This window comes from Erythrobacter sp. LQ02-29 (genome assembly GCF_022576075.2).
Lineage (GTDB): Bacteria > Pseudomonadota > Alphaproteobacteria > Sphingomonadales > Sphingomonadaceae > Alteriqipengyuania.
The window spans coordinates 1,337,450-1,351,572 of record NZ_JANCNT010000001.1 but is presented as its reverse complement, the minus strand read 5'-3'; the positions used below and the strand labels follow the sequence as shown (position 1 = coordinate 1,351,572).

At 65.4% G+C, this 14,123-nt stretch carries 15 protein-coding genes, 1 other RNA gene and 1 pseudogene; 7 read left to right on the top strand and 10 right to left on the bottom strand.

Annotated elements, in window-relative coordinates; all coding sequences use genetic code 11:
- Positions 1 to 59: 59 nt before the first annotated feature.
- Together MKP08_RS06760 and MKP08_RS06755 are read right to left on the bottom strand one after the other, a co-directional pair.
- Positions 60 to 773: a hypothetical protein gene (locus tag MKP08_RS06760; protein WP_241555430.1), complete on the bottom strand. Its 714-nt coding sequence runs from the start codon at positions 771 to 773 to the stop codon at positions 60 to 62.
- A gap of 395 nt (positions 774 to 1,168) precedes the next feature.
- The gene (locus tag MKP08_RS06755) at positions 1,169 to 2,566 is read right to left on the bottom strand and encodes a glycosyl transferase family protein (protein WP_241555429.1); all 1,398 of its coding nucleotides are present in this window, start codon (positions 2,564 to 2,566) and stop codon (positions 1,169 to 1,171) included.
- Positions 2,567 to 2,661: 95 nt separating this feature from the next.
- Here MKP08_RS06755 and nhaA point away from each other — a divergent pair, with 95 nt between their 5' ends.
- Positions 2,662 to 3,891, top strand: coding sequence for a Na+/H+ antiporter NhaA (gene nhaA, locus MKP08_RS06750; protein WP_215228849.1), 1,230 nt, complete (start codon positions 2,662 to 2,664; stop codon positions 3,889 to 3,891).
- A 48-nt stretch (positions 3,892 to 3,939) separates the two neighbouring features.
- Here the strand turns inward: nhaA and MKP08_RS06745 are convergent, their stop codons facing one another.
- Positions 3,940 to 4,377, bottom strand: a complete 438-nt coding sequence (locus tag MKP08_RS06745) for a VOC family protein (RefSeq protein ID WP_241555428.1) — start codon at positions 4,375 to 4,377, stop codon at positions 3,940 to 3,942.
- Positions 4,378 to 4,451: 74 nt separating this feature from the next.
- Entirely contained in the window at positions 4,452 to 5,345 is an 894-nt protein-coding gene (locus tag MKP08_RS06740) for a TorF family putative porin (RefSeq protein WP_241555427.1), read from the bottom strand.
- Positions 5,346 to 5,603: 258 nt separating this feature from the next.
- Here MKP08_RS06740 and MKP08_RS06735 point away from each other — a divergent pair, with 258 nt between their 5' ends.
- Genes MKP08_RS06735 through MKP08_RS06725 form a run of 3 tightly spaced genes read left to right on the top strand, consistent with a single transcriptional unit; the run spans position 5,604 to position 8,139 of the window.
- Complete coding sequence (locus MKP08_RS06735) at positions 5,604 to 6,413, top strand: metallophosphoesterase family protein (RefSeq protein ID WP_241555426.1); 810 nt, start codon at positions 5,604 to 5,606, stop codon at positions 6,411 to 6,413.
- 7 nt (positions 6,414 to 6,420) lie between these two features.
- Positions 6,421 to 7,737, top strand: coding sequence for a UDP-glucose/GDP-mannose dehydrogenase family protein (locus MKP08_RS06730; protein WP_241555425.1), 1,317 nt, complete (start codon positions 6,421 to 6,423; stop codon positions 7,735 to 7,737).
- Between the two features lie 3 nt (positions 7,738 to 7,740).
- Complete coding sequence (locus MKP08_RS06725) at positions 7,741 to 8,139, top strand: hypothetical protein (protein ID WP_215228853.1); 399 nt, start codon at positions 7,741 to 7,743, stop codon at positions 8,137 to 8,139.
- Between the two features lie 22 nt (positions 8,140 to 8,161).
- Here MKP08_RS06725 and rnpB read toward each other — a convergent pair.
- The 6 genes and pseudogenes from rnpB to MKP08_RS06695 form a co-directional block, all read right to left on the bottom strand.
- Positions 8,162 to 8,571, bottom strand: an RNA gene (gene rnpB / locus MKP08_RS06720) — RNase P RNA component class A.
- Positions 8,572 to 8,630: 59 nt separating this feature from the next.
- On the bottom strand, positions 8,631 to 9,011 hold the full coding sequence (locus MKP08_RS06715; RefSeq protein ID WP_215228854.1) for a PRC-barrel domain-containing protein: 381 nt from the start codon (positions 9,009 to 9,011) through the stop codon (positions 8,631 to 8,633).
- Between the two features lie 58 nt (positions 9,012 to 9,069).
- On the bottom strand, positions 9,070 to 9,822 hold the full coding sequence (locus MKP08_RS06710; protein ID WP_241555424.1) for an N-acetylmuramoyl-L-alanine amidase: 753 nt from the start codon (positions 9,820 to 9,822) through the stop codon (positions 9,070 to 9,072).
- Entirely contained in the window at positions 9,822 to 10,481 is a 660-nt protein-coding gene (locus tag MKP08_RS06705) for a histidine phosphotransferase family protein (protein ID WP_241555423.1), read from the bottom strand. Before MKP08_RS06705 ends, MKP08_RS06710 begins: the two co-directional genes overlap by 1 nt.
- A gap of 129 nt (positions 10,482 to 10,610) precedes the next feature.
- Positions 10,611 to 10,994, bottom strand: coding sequence for a M67 family metallopeptidase (locus tag MKP08_RS06700; protein WP_306300244.1), 384 nt, complete (start codon positions 10,992 to 10,994; stop codon positions 10,611 to 10,613).
- A gap of 153 nt (positions 10,995 to 11,147) precedes the next feature.
- A pseudogene (locus MKP08_RS06695) lies at positions 11,148 to 11,309 on the bottom strand (GIY-YIG nuclease family protein); the annotation flags it as partial.
- 74 nt (positions 11,310 to 11,383) lie between these two features.
- Here MKP08_RS06695 and MKP08_RS06690 point away from each other — a divergent pair.
- From MKP08_RS06690 to mtgA, 3 genes are all read left to right on the top strand, one after another.
- Complete coding sequence (locus MKP08_RS06690; RefSeq protein ID WP_241555422.1) at positions 11,384 to 12,325, top strand: RluA family pseudouridine synthase; 942 nt, start codon at positions 11,384 to 11,386, stop codon at positions 12,323 to 12,325.
- A 125-nt stretch (positions 12,326 to 12,450) separates the two neighbouring features.
- A complete protein-coding gene (rpoH, locus tag MKP08_RS06685; protein ID WP_215228858.1) occupies positions 12,451 to 13,356 on the top strand; it encodes an RNA polymerase sigma factor RpoH in 906 nt (301 codons plus the stop codon).
- 94 nt (positions 13,357 to 13,450) lie between these two features.
- Positions 13,451 to 14,119 (top strand): monofunctional biosynthetic peptidoglycan transglycosylase, encoded by a 669-nt coding sequence (gene mtgA / locus MKP08_RS06680; protein ID WP_241555421.1) that lies wholly within the window; start codon positions 13,451 to 13,453, stop codon positions 14,117 to 14,119.
- Positions 14,120 to 14,123 lie beyond the last annotated feature (4 nt).

Below are 14,123 nucleotides of genomic sequence, written 5' to 3'. Positions count from 1 at the left end.
GGACCGGGCGGTTCCATGTCACCTTGCAAAGCGCGGTTAAACCCCGCTTTGCGCGGCCTTCAGAAACCGGCGCTGAGCGTGACGGCTACTCCGGAACCGGGCGCGGCGTTCCCCGCCACCCGGATGCGGTAATCGACGGAGAGGCGCGCGCTTGCGGGACCCAGGGCGATGCGGGTGCTGGCGGTGGGTCCGATATCTACCCGCGCCGCGCCCTTCTGCGCCCCGGCCCAGGTGCCCGCACCCGCCCGCAATTCGAGCGGGCCAACGGTGCCCACCACCCGGTCGATCCGCGCCTGACCGTCCGCGAAGCCGGTCGCATATCGCCCGCCCACATATCCCGCCTGGCCGTAGCTCTCCAACCGGAAGCGCCCCGGCAACGGCACGGGTGGCAGCTCGGTGGTGAGGAAAGCGGACGGCGCGATGGTCGAGCCCGCCCGATCGTGTCGCAGGCGGACCTCCCCATGCAGGCGAATCGGGATCGATGCGACCGGCACGGCGGAGAGGCCAGCCGCGCCCTCGGTCTCGTGCGTCGATCCTAGCGCTCTTGCGACACGCACATAGGCGGCGGGATCGAGAGACGAGCCGGGCGCCAAGCGATAGCGCAAGACCGCCCCCGCCTGACTTGCGCCGTAATTCGCCGGCGTGGTTCCGGCGCTCGTCAGTTCGGCTGCGCGCTCGCGGACGAATAGCCAGCTATCGAGGCTCCAGCGCGACCCGGCGGCGTTCCTTGCGGCGAGGTTGAGGGGAATTATCGGAACCGGGGCCGCGGCCATCCTTCTCCCCGCCGGGAGACTCTGCCGGATGGCGAAGGCAGGTCCGCCGGTTGCCGCCATCCCGGATATCTCCCCGACGGTGCCAGCGGAACCACCCGCTTCCTTCACCCATGACCGAACCGCAAGATGGGTGGGACCTGGCGCTGTCGATGGGACCAGCCGGGGCGGAAAGGCCAGCGGCAGGGCGGTCGTGGGAGCGCGCCCCACCCCGCCCCTGTCGTGCAGTGGCTTCATAGGAATCGCGGCCGCCTGCGCTGCGGACGGTCGCGGCAGAGCGAGTGTCGGGAACACCGGAAATGGCGAAGCCCACGTCATCGCTCGCAAACCTGCCCAGGCCAATGCCAGTCCGCCAAGCGCCAGCAGCGGGCCACCCCGGACGTTCCGCACGCCGCCTATCATCCAGCGGCCTCCCGCGCCTGCAGGGAAACCGCGTGAACCGGGTGGTCGGTCTTGTCCCAGTGCACCTTGCGACCCCGCAGAACGCCTAGATAGGCCGCCAGCGCGCGCCGCGCCGCGATGATCGCGATGATGTTGGAAACGGGCAGCCGCGCCACCGCGCGAAATCCCTCCGCCCAGCCGTATTCGCGGGTGGTGAAGACGAACCGCGTGGTCGCCCGAAGGCAAAGATGCGCGAAGTTGAGCGCAATCAGCCACCACACGCCCGGCGGCAGGGCGAAATCCGGGAGCAAGCCGAGAAAGCCCAGGAGCAGATCCAGCGCGCCCACGATCAGCAATGCGTAGGCCATGGTGAGCAACAGGGCGGAGAACAGCCCCCGGCGATCGCGCAAACGCATCCATATCTCGACCGGCCGGGCGCTCCAGCCCACCCGGTCCCAACCATGCAGGCCGATCCCGTTTATCCAGCGTGATTTCTGGCGCACCGCGGCGGAAAGATCGGCGGGAAAGCAGGCGCGCGTCGCGATCAGCTGACCCGAACGGTCGCGCGCGCGCAAGAAGCGGGAGCGCCCGCCCATAGCAGCTATGCGCAGACCGAGCTCGTAATCTTCGGTCAGGCTGTCGGGGTGGAACGGGCGTCCCTCCGGATCGAGCGAACCGATGCGCGCCAGCATGTCGCGCGCAAAGACGCACCCCACGCCCGCCGCCGGCAGGCCGGCCCCGATCAACCCGCGAACCGGCATGGCCTTGCCATGGGCCTCGGCGAACTCCTCGCAATAGTGCCCCCCGATCCAGCGCGATTTCGGCTGTGGCTGCGGCAGCACCGGGAATTGCACGAAATCGGCGTAATCGATCGCCGCATCGGCCAGCGTCAGCGCAGCGGGATCGACCATGTCCTCCGCATCCTGCAGCATGACGAGACGGAAGCGGAAGTCGTGCCGCTCCTCTTCCAGACTGACCGCCCGATAGAGGCGGTTGAGGCAATCCGCCTTGGTCGTCGGACCATCGGCCTCGTGCACCACCAGCCGGATACGCGGATCGGAACGGACGGCCCCCGCCACCGCCGCCATCGTCGCATCGTCGTTGCGATAGCAGCCCACGAAGAGCGTTAACTCGGCCTGCGGCCAGGCATTGAGCAGATGCCCGATGGTGATGGCGATCACCTTCTCCTCGCGCCAAGCGGGGATCAGCACCGCCGCGCGCCCGGCCAGGGTCCGCGGCAGCGCCTCGCGATCGATCCCGTGGGTTCTGATCCGCCCGGTAAGCTTGCCCCATAGCCAGAGAAGATCGACCGCCACCTCGTCGAGCGCCCCCAGGGCGAAGAATGTCGCGGAAAACAGCAGCAGTTCGTTCTGCACGAGCACCAGCCAGTGCACCGCATCGAACCCTGCCGACATGAAAGCGCCCCCGCATTTTCCCCTAGAAAAGACAGCTATCGGAGCATTCGCGGCCTTGCAACCTGGCAAACATTCCCCGAAAGCTCCCGCCCGCAATGGTTGATCCGATACCCAAGCCCATCGTTCGGGCTCTCGCACCTGTCCGCGCGCTGTTCGTCGGCGACGCGTCCGGAGGCATTCTGCTGATCCTGGTCGCCGCGGCGGCCATGGCTGTGGCGAACTCGCCCCTGTCGGAGAGCTACCACGCGCTGTTTCACGACTACTGGTTCTCACCCCGCGTCTTTAAGCTCAACACGCTTCACCTGTGGGTGAACGACGGGCTGATGGCGATCTTCTTCTTCGTCGTCGGACTAGAGGTGAAGCGGGAAGTCGTCAGCGGGCAGCTGTCGGACCCGGCGCAGCGGCGGCTCCCGGTCTTGGCGGCCGCCTGCGGCATGATCGTTCCGGCGTTGATCTTCGTCGCGGTGGTGACGGCGGAGGGCGCGCATCTCGTGCGCGGCTGGGCGATTCCTGCCGCGACCGACATCGCCTTTGCGATGGGGGTGCTGGGCCTCTTGGGCAACCGCGTGCCTTCTTCGCTACGCCTGTTCCTGCTGACCGTCGCGATCGTCGACGATATCGGTGCCGTGCTGGTGATCGCCGCCTTCTACAACAAGGGCATCGATCCGATGTGGCTGGCGATCAGCCTGGCCATTTTCGGCGTGATGATCGGGATGAACCGGTTCGGCGTGAAGCGCATGTGGCCGTTCCTCCTCTTCGCAGTTCTGCTGTGGGCCGCGGTGCTCTTCTCGGGCGTTCACGCCACCATCGCAGGCGTCATGGCCGCGCTGACCGTTCCCCTGCGCACGGGCGACGGACAATCGATGCTGGAACGGCTCGAACACAACCTCGCCCCGTGGAGCGCCTATCTGGTGGTTCCCGTCTTCGGCTTCGCCAATGCCGGGGTCGATTTCTCCGGGCTCGGGTTGGGGGCGCTGGTCGACCCGCTGCCGATCGCGATCGCGGCGGGGCTGTTCCTGGGCAAGCAGATCGGCATCTTCGGCATCATCGTGGCAGCGACCAAGGTCGGGTTCGCTAAAAAGCCGGAAAATGCGAGCTGGCCGGAAATCTGGGGCGTCACCATCCTGTGCGGGATCGGCTTCACCATGTCGCTGTTCATCGGGCAACTGGCGTTCGACGGTCAGACGGAACTGATAGACGAGGCCAAGATCGGGATCCTGGGCGGCTCGCTGATCTCGGCGATAGTCGGTTACGTGGTCCTGCGGATGACCACTGCCCATCCGGAAGAGGACGCGGGCCAAGCGACCTATCCATCCAGCCCATAAGGGGGCTGGCCGGCATGCGCCGGTCCGGTCCCGCTGCGTTCGGGCAGCTTACCAGGTGCCGGAATTTTCCATACTGGCCCAGGGTTCACGCGGCGGAAGACTGCCTTCCTGCAGCAGTTCCACCGATATGCCATCGGGCGATTTGACGAACGCCATATGCCCGTCGCGCGGCGGACGGTGGATCACATGGCCCGCGTTCATCAGCCTTTCGCAGGTGCAGTAGATGTCGTCCACGCGATAGGCGAGATGGCCGAAATTGCGGCCGCCATCGTACTGTTCGGGCGCGCTTCCGTCTTCCGGCGGCCAGTTGTGGGTCAGCTCCAGTTCGGCCTCCCCCTCCTGCCCCGGCGCGGCGAGGAAGATGAGGGTGAACCGGCCCTGCTCGACATCGCGGCGACGCACTTCGCGCAGCCCGATCATCTCGAAGAAGGCGATGGTGGCGGCAGGGTCGGTGACCCGGATCATGGTGTGAAGGTATTTGGTCATCGCCGCTCGCCCTAACGCAACGAAGCCCGCCTCACAATCCGAGGCGGGCTTCGCGATAACGTCACAAGCGACGGTCAGAAACTGTAGGACAGCGTGCCGATGAAGGCGTCATTGGTGAAGTCGTCGATCGACGGGCCCCCCACGTCGGTATAGCTGATCCCGGCGGTCAGTCCGCCCAGCACCGTCATGCTCGCGCCGACCGACCAGTCCCATCCGGTCTTGTCCGCTGTCCCGGCGAGAAAGGGCGGAGCGAGCGGACCATCGGTGTAGCCGACATGCCCCGTCAGCGTCAGCGGGGTACCGGGAAACGCCGTCTGGAGATCGGTATAGACATAGATATTGTCGTCATCGCCCAGGGAATCCTGATCCCACGCATAGGCGATGCCGACAGTGGCACCGACCGGACCGAGAGTCGTCCCGATCGATGCGTAGGGTTCGAAGTAATCGCCTGCAGCGGCCCCTTTGCTGTCCGCCGGATAGGTATAGTACAGCAGGCCGGCATCGAGGGTGATCCCATCGCTGATATCACCGCTCCAGCCGCCGTAGAGGTCGAGCTCCATCGTGCCGTACACGGCGGAATCCTCGATCGAAGAGGCCCAGGCACCGACATAGAAGCCACTCGAGTGGACCACATCGATACCGCCCTGGACCGCCGGCTCGCCCGCCGAGAGCGACACGCCGCGGAAGCGGTAGTCGGTGACGAGTGCGACATTGCCCGAAACCGTCAGACCCGATTCGCCGGCGACTGCATTGGACCGGGACAGGTCGACGTCTTGCGCGTCGCGCTTGGTGGCGTCACCGCCATCGGAGGCAAGTGTCAGATCGATGACCGGTGCCGGTGTTTCGGTCGCGCCATCGTCGTTTTGCGAATCGGGGGCACGGCCCTCTCCGGCAAAGGCGGGAGTGGCGGACATCGCTAGGATCGCGATGACGGAAGTAGCGGCAAGGCCGCGCTTGGACGTAAGCATGAGGAGTGTCTCCTTCTCGTGGCTGCTTCGTCCCACCTGCGGATTTCGCTGGCCGTCCGGTCCGTGCCGAACGATCTCTTGCGTATTGCGGTGTGATATGAAGCGGAATATTGCACTGCACAAGCGGGGTGCGCAATTTCCGCGTCCTATCGTTGCATTTTGGCATCAGGGGCGATCAATCGCGCGTTCGGGCCCGCGCAATTCGGCCAGCCGGGTCCATATTCCGCTAAAGCCCTTCGCGAGTTTGATACCGATCTTATGGCCAGCCTTTTCCGCACCCTCTTCTCGGCATCATCGCCCAAGCCGCGCCATGCGGTGCCCCCCGGCTCGCGATATTACCTGATTGGCGATATCCACGGCCGTCTCGACCTGTTCGATCGCATGATCGAGGCCATCGACGACGACGACCGGCAGGGTGGCGAGGCGGACAGCACCGTCGTTCTGTTGGGCGACCTCATCGACAGGGGCCCCGACAGCGCCGGGGTGATTGCGCGGGCCCGCGACTGGCAACAGCAGCGGGCCGTGCGCATCCTCGCCGGCAATCACGAGGAGATGTTCCTCGAATCCTTCGAAGATCAGGCCATCCTGCGCCACTTCCTGCGCCATGGCGGAGTCCAGACGCTGCGCAGCTACGGGATTGCGATGGACGATATCGCGGATGGTCCGATGGATCGGTTGCAGGACTTGCTCCATGCCGCGGTGCCCGAGGCCGATCGCGCATTCGTGCAAGGGTTCGAGGATTGCATCGTCGCAGGCGACTATCTATTCGTCCACGCGGGCATCGCCCCCGGCGTCCCCGTCGACCAGCAGAAATCGAGCGATCTGCGCTGGATTCGCGAGCGGTTCCTGTCGCATCGAGACCCCCACCCCCAACTTGTAATCCATGGACATACCGTGCAGGAGGCCATCGATGAGCAGCCCAACCGGATCGGGATCGATACGGGAGCTTATCGCACCGGCGTATTGACCACGCTTGTCCTGGAAGGGGAAGAGCGACGGTCGTTGCAGGCGGTGGATCACAACGGAAAGATCGCGATCCGTCGCGGCGCGATCGGCTTAAGGAACTGAAGCCCATATGAAGATCGCTCTGGTTGGCTCCGGATATGTCGGACTGGTGTCCGGTGCCTGCTTCGCCGATTTCGGCCACGACGTCGTCTGCATCGACCGCGACGAGGACAAGATCGCGCGCCTGCGCGACGGTATCATGCCGATCTACGAACCCGGTCTGGATGCGCTGGTCGACAGCAATGTGAAGGCGGGCCGCCTGACCTTCACCACCGACCTCGCCGAAGGGATCAAGGACGCGGCGGCCATCTTCATCGCGGTCGGCACGCCCAGCCGCCGGGGCGACGGTCACGCCGATCTCTCCTTCGTCTATGCTGTGGCGAAGGAGGTGGGCGAACACCTCGCAAACGATGCGGTTGTTGTGACAAAGTCCACCGTTCCGGTGGGCACCGGCGATGCGGTCGAACGCATTCTGGCCGATAGCGGCGCTGTCGAGCGCGGGCACCGCGTGGCGGTCGTGTCGAACCCCGAATTCCTACGTGAAGGCGCGGCCATCGGCGATTTCAAGCGGCCCGACCGGATCGTGATCGGGGCGGAAGACGATTTCGGGCGCGAGGTGATGCGCGAGGTCTATCGCCCCCTGTTCCTCAACGAATCGCCCATTCTGTTCGTGAACCGCCGGTCGTCTGAACTCATCAAATACGCCGCCAACGCCTTCCTCGCGACGAAGATCACCTTCATCAACGAGATGGCGGATCTGTGCGAGAAGGTGGGCGCGGATGTCCAGGATGTTGCGCGCGGCATCGGGATGGACAACCGCATCGGGTCGAAGTTCCTGCACGCCGGCCCCGGCTACGGCGGGTCGTGCTTTCCCAAGGATACCCTCGCCCTGCTGAAGACCGCGGAGGATTACGACAGCCCCACGCGGATCGTCGAGGCGGTGTCGAAGGTCAACGAGAGCCGCAAGCGCGCGATGGGCCGCAAGGTACTCGAAACACTGGGCGGGCAGGAAGATGCCCGGGGCAAGCGGGCGTGCCTGCTCGGCCTTACGTTCAAGCCGAATACGGACGACATGCGCGACAGCCCGGCGATTGCGATCGCCCAGACGCTGATCGATGCGGGAGTGAACGTCGCCGCCTACGATCCGGAGGGGATGGATCAGGCCGCACCGCTTATGCCGCAGGTCGAGATGAAGGACGATCCCTACGCCGCGATCGACGGCGCCGACGTGGTCGTGATCGTGACCGAGTGGAACGTTTTCCGGGCGCTCGACCTTGGACGAGTGAAGCAACTCGCGAATGCACCGGTGCTCGTCGATCTGAGGAATATTTACCGGCCCGAGGAGATGGCGGCGCAAGGCTTCACCTATACCAGCGTGGGAAGATAGCGGATGGAAGACGCCACCGAGGAGTCCCTCAGCGATCGCCGCGCGAAATGGGCGGTACTGGGCAGCACGGTGGCGCTAGCGGCCACGGTCGCGATCGCCATCTGGCTCGCCGTCGCGGTGTCGGTCGATACCGAAGTGAGCATCGATCCCGGGTCCGGCACGATCCACCTGCAGGGGACGGAAGGAAATTTCGTCGGCCGCGTGCGCGGCACCTACGAAGGGCGACCGGTGCTGATCGAGGGGCTGCCAGTGGCATCGGAGATCAAGGAACAGCCCATCGCGTGGCGCGCGATCTGTATGGTGCGCGACGATCCGGCGACCGACTGGTCCGAAGCGCGCCCGATGCTGCGCAGCCATCTGTTTTCCGACCGCATGGACGAGCTGTGCAAGCCGTTCAATTGAGCCCGCGGGCGATCCGGTCGAAGGTGCCAGGGGGCCTGTAAGCCGGGTTCTGTCCCGCGACCGGTATCGTTTCCGACCGGCGCCGCGGGGGCAGCCATTCATCTGGGCCATGGATCGCTCCATGGCTCGAGCAGCCAACCCGGGCCTCTCGGGGCGAAACGCCCCTGCCTCTTGCCGAGGCGCGAGGCCCCTATGCGGCCTTGCTCCGGGTGGGGTTTGCCATGCCGCGGCCGTTGCCGGCGCGCGCGGTGCGCTCTTACCGCACCCTTTCACCGTGACCGGCCCGAAGGCCAGCCGTCTGCTCTCTGTGGCACTGTCCCTGACGCCGGACCGACGGTCCGATGCCGGCGGGCGTTACCCGCCACCCTCGTTTCGTGGAGCCCGGACTTTCCTCGGACGGATCGCTCCGCCCGCGGCTGCCCGGCCCCCTGGCCCGTGCGAGATAGGCCAGTCGCACGCCCCCGCCAAGAGGGGGCGGCAAATCGCCTGGGTCAATCGTCGACCGAGACCGCCTCGTGCCGGGTTTCGTAGTAGCTCGCCACGCGGTCGGCATAGGCCTGGTTGAAGGTCGGCGCATTGTTCGACCAGCTCGGCCCGCCTTCCAGCAGCCGGCGATCCACCGTCACCACGTAGACGTCGTCCACCGCGTTGTATCCCATCAGTTCGAACGGCAGCGGGTAATAGCTCTTGTTGAGGCCCAGGAACCCACCCAGGCTGAGCACCGCATGCGTCACCGTGCCGGTCCGCTTGTTGATCATGTAGCTGTGGACATGCCCCATCTTCTCCCCATCGCGGGAACGGACGGTCATCTCGTCCACCTTGTTCGAGGCGATCAGCAGGGTCTTGTCGGTGGTAGCGGCTTCTTCGGTCATTCCAGGCTCCTTCACACCTCGCCAACTCTACCGCGGGTGAGCGGGTTCCCGCGACCGGCTAGCGCGTTACGCCCCGGTCGCGGTCGAGCAGCAGCTGGAACAGGATCGCGCGCACCTGCCCGTCGATCTCGCCGTCGATCTTCTCCGGCCGCCAGCGCCGCTGGAACGCCTCGACCGCCTTGTGCCCGTCGGTAATGTCGTAGCCATAGCGTTCGAGCGCGAGATAGAACGCCCCGTCATTGCTGAACGGGTCGCCCAGTTCGAGCTTCTCCGGCCGCGGCAGGCAGAGATCGTATTCGGCCAGCCGCTCCCACGGAAACAGCTCGCCAGGATCGATCTTGCGCTGCGGGGCGACATCGGAATGGCCGACGACATTGGCGCGCGGGATGTCGTATTGCTTCACGATCCGCGCCAGCAGAGGAATCAGCGCGTCGATTTGCGCCTTGTGGAAATCGCGATAGCCATAGGCGTGGCCCGGATGGTCCAGCTCGATCCCGATGCTGGCCGAATTGACGTCGCGATGCCCGCGCCAATAGGATTGGCCGGCATGCCAGGCGCGCTTGTCCTCCGCCACCAGCTGCACGACCTCGCCCCCTCCGCCGATCAGGTAATGCGCGGAAACCTTCGCCTCCGGGTCGCACAACCGCTCGATCGCGAAGCCCTGGTCCTGCATCTCGGTATAGTGGATCACCACCATGGAGATCGGCAGGGCACGCTCGTTGAAATTGGGCGAGCGGGCGGTGCGATCGACCAGCTCGTCGTCGCTGGGTGGCAGCTCGTTCCCCGCCTCGCCGAAATCGCTTTGTGCCATCAGCCGATCCAGCCCTCCCCTTCCGGAATTTCCGCCCCGAGCAGCAGCATCGTCTCGCTTCGCTGGTACTGGATCGCGCCGCCCGCCTTCTCCGCCAGCAGATGGAGCATGTAGGCGGGCGCGGTGCGGCCTGTCAGCTCAGCGGGATCGATGTCGCCGTCGAGCGCGGCGCCCACGCTTTCGTCGAACGCGATTCGCATGCCCTGCGCCCGAACCACGATTTCATGCGCGCCGTCGCGGCGTTCGGCCCCGATGTCGAGTGTGCCGCCGCGCACCAGCGCCTCGATCGCCATATGCGCAAAATTGAGCAGCACCTTGGCGGCGGGCTTGGGCAGGCTGTCGACCTCCAACGCCCAGGCGAGCTCGATCCGCTTGGCATCGTGCGCCAGCGTCTGAATGACATCGCGCGGCTCGGTGATATCGACCTTGTCGCCGAAACCACCGCCTGCGCCGAAGGCGAGGCGGAAGAACTTGAGCTTGGCCGCGCTCGTCGCCGCGCTCTGTTCGAGCAGGTCGAGACAGCGTTCGCGCATCGCCGGATCGGTTTCGTCCGCCATCAGCTCCAGCCCGTTGGACAGCGCGCCCACGGGGCTGAGAAGGTCGTGGCACAGGCGCGAGCAGAGCTGGCTGGCAAAGGCAATGGGATCGATCTGGGTCATCTAGAAACTGCGAAATCCTACAGGATGGAACACTTGGAACACTGTCCTAGAGCGGAAAATCCGCCCGCGAACGCCGGCGCGACGGATCGTTGGGGAAAGAGGACGGTGCGTCGGTGCATCCGACCGCCTCTAGCCGTCTCGCAACGCGTAGGGAAGCGGAGCGAAGCCATCCTTTTCATCGCGCCACCAAGTCACCCGCCCCTCCCCCACGATCGCCCAGATCGATCCATCGCCTGCAGCGCGTGCCCGGTCGGTGGCGGATGGTTCGGGCAGCGTGGTGGGATGCGAATGGTAATAGCCCAGCACCTGCGGCCCGCCATCGCGCGCTGCGCGATGCGCGTCGAGGAGCGCCTGCGGGTCGATCTCGAAATGCGTGGCCGGTTCGCGATGGACATTGGCAGCGGGCCGGATCTGCTCGATCCGCCCGCCGCGCCCGAGCAACAACCCGCAGCATTCGTGCGGATGCGCGTCCCGGGCGTGGCCGAGGATTTTCTGTTCGATTTCGATCCCCAAACCAAACCCCGCTCGTCCTGAGCCTGTCGAAGGACCGTCCTTTTTCCGGGTCAAGCGCGAAATGCCCTCCCAGTCGCCTCGGATCAGCGCCAGCTTCTTCGCCCGCGACCAGCCCTTGATCCGTCGTTCGAACTCGAACGCTTGTTGCCGATCCGGAAACTCGCCCGACCAAACCAGTTCGACCGGCAGACGATCGCGGGTAAAACCGAGAAACGCGCCACTTTGATGTTCCGCGACCCGCCGATCCAAGTTGTCGGTGTGCCCGGCGTAGAAGGAACCTCCGCGACAATGGAGAAGGTAGGTCCAGAACGGCATATGTCTCGCTAGAAGGAAAGACGGTCCTTCGACAAGCTCAGGACGAGCGGACTTTGTTTTGTTACTGCACCCCCATGACCACCCGCACCATCACCGGCGCGCTTGCCGCCGCCACCCGCCTCGACAAGGCGCTGGCCGAGGCATCGGACCTGTCGCGCGAGCGGGTGAAGGCGCTGATGGCCGAGGGTGCCGTCACCGTCGATGGCGTGGCCGCAACCAATCCTTCGGCGAAGGGCAAGGCAGGCGCACCGTTCTCGATCGCCTTGCCCGAGCCCACGCCGCTGGCCGCGCAGCCGCAGGACATCGCGCTCGACATCGTGTTCGAGGATGCGCATCTGGTGGTGGTCAACAAACCCGCCGGGATGGTCGTCCACCCCGCCGCGGGAAATCGCGACGGCACGCTGGTGAACGCCCTGCTCCACCATTGCGCGGGGCAGCTTTCCGGCATCAACGGCGTCGCGCGGCCCGGCATCGTGCACCGGATCGACAAGGACACGTCCGGCCTGCTGGTGGTCGCGAAGACCGACGCCGCGCACGAGGGGCTGGCGAAGCAGTTCGCCGACCATTCGATCGACCGCGCCTATCTGGCGGTGTGCGCCGGGCATCCCGCCCCGCCCGCCGGGACGATCGCGGGCCGGATCGGACGCAGCGACCGGGATCGCAAGAAGATGGCCGTCCTGCCCGACGATGCGCGGCGCGGAAAGCGCGCGGTGACCCATTATCGGACGCTTCGCCGGCTCGACCATTGCAGCCTGATCGAGTGCCGCCTGGAAACCGGACGCACGCACCAGGTGCGCGTTCACTGTGCGTCAATCGGCCATGCGCTATTAGGGGATCAAGTCTATGGACGCGATCCCAAGGCGTTGCGAGCGCTGCTGTCCGACCTCGGTTTCCACCGACAGGCCCTCCATGCAGCAGAGCTGGGCTTCACCCACCCGGCCACCGGCGAACGGGTCGATTTTCGCGCCGAACCGCCCCGCGACATGGCGGAACTGATCGAAACGACCGCTCGTTAATATCGGAATAGTAAACTCGCAATATCTTGCCGCGCGTCCTATATCGAAGGTTCGCGGCCCAACGCCATCGGATGCCCGGCAGGGGTCCGTTCGACGGGGTCGGCGCAAGAAAGGTTAGGGAAGACATGAGTAGCAATAAAGCGGTGGCCATTCCGGCACTCGGCGGGGAACAGAGCCTCAACCGCTATCTGTCCGAAATCAAGAAATATCCCGTGCTGACGGCGGAGCAGGAATACATGCTCGCCAAGCGTTATGCCGAGCACGAGGATCCCGACGCGGCAGCACAGCTGGTATCCAGCCACCTGCGGCTCGTGGCGAAGATCGCCATGGGTTATCGCGGCTACGGCCTGCCCGTCAGCGACCTCATCTCCGAAGGGAATGTGGGCCTGATGCAGGGCGTAAAGAAATTCGAGCCCGATCGCGGGTTCCGCCTCGCCACCTATGCCATGTGGTGGATCAAGGCCAGCATCCAGGAATTCATCCTGCGCAGCTGGAGCCTCGTGAAGATGGGCACCACCGCCGCGCAGAAGAAGCTGTTCTTCAACCTGCGCCGGATGAAGAAGCAGCTCGACGCCTACGAGGATACCGACCTGCATCCGGACGACGTAGCCAAGATCGCCACCGATCTCGGCGTGCCGGAGCAGGAAGTGATCAACATGAACCGGCGCATGCTGATGGGGGGCGATTCCTCGCTGAACGTCTCCATGCGCAGCGACGAAGAGGGCAGCGGCCAGTGGCAGGACTGGCTGACCGACGATCGCCCCCTGCAGGATGAAACCGTCGCTGACGCGGAAGAAGCGCAGGTGCGCCACGGCATGCTGATCGAGGCGATGGACAGTCTGAACGACCGTGAGAAACATATCTTCACCGAACGGCGCCTGACCGAGAACCCGCAGACGCTCGAAGAGCTGAGTCAGGTCTACGACGTCAGCCGCGAACGTATCCGCCAGATCGAGGTACGCGCGTTCGAGAAAGTGCAGAAGGCGATGAAGACCATCGCCAGCGAGAAGCTGCTGCCGACCGCCGCCTGACCGGGCGCATTAGTACGCAAACGAGGGCCCTCCCGGTCAAGACCGGCGGGGCCCTTGTTGTATCGGCCCGCCGCACGCTTTAAGAGCCACCGCAATGCGCTGGCTGCTGAAAATCCTCGCCTGGGCGGTCGGCCTGTTTCTCGGGCTCAGCCTGCTCTTCGTGCTGCTCTACAAGTTCGTGCCGGTGCCCGTCACCGCGACGATGCTGATGGACGACAACGGCATCACCAAGGATTGGGAGCCACTCTCCAATATCGACCGGAACATGGTGCGCGCGGTGATCGCGGCGGAGGACAGCAAGTTCTGCCGCCATGACGGCTTCGACCGCGAGGCAATCGAGAACGCGATCCAGCGCAACGCGCAAGGAGGGCGGATCCGCGGCGGCTCCACCATCAGCCAGCAGACTGCGAAGAACGTCTTCCTGTGGCAGGACGGCGGCTATTTCCGAAAAGGTCTGGAAGCCTGGTTCACCTTCCTGATCGAGAAGATCTGGGGCAAGCGGCGGATCATGGAAGTCTACCTCAACGTCGCGGAGACCGGGATCGGGACTTACGGCGTGGAGGCGGGTGCGCAGCGCTACTTCCGCCATTCCGCCGCCCGGCTCACCCCGTTGGAGGCCGCGCGGATGGCCGCTGCCCTGCCGCTGCCCAAGAAGCGCGCGGTCGCCAACCCCTCCGGCTGGCTGCGGCGTCACGGCGGCACCATCGCCCGCCGGATCGGCACCGTGCGGCGTGACGGGCTCGATCGCTGCGTGTACGACTGACGCA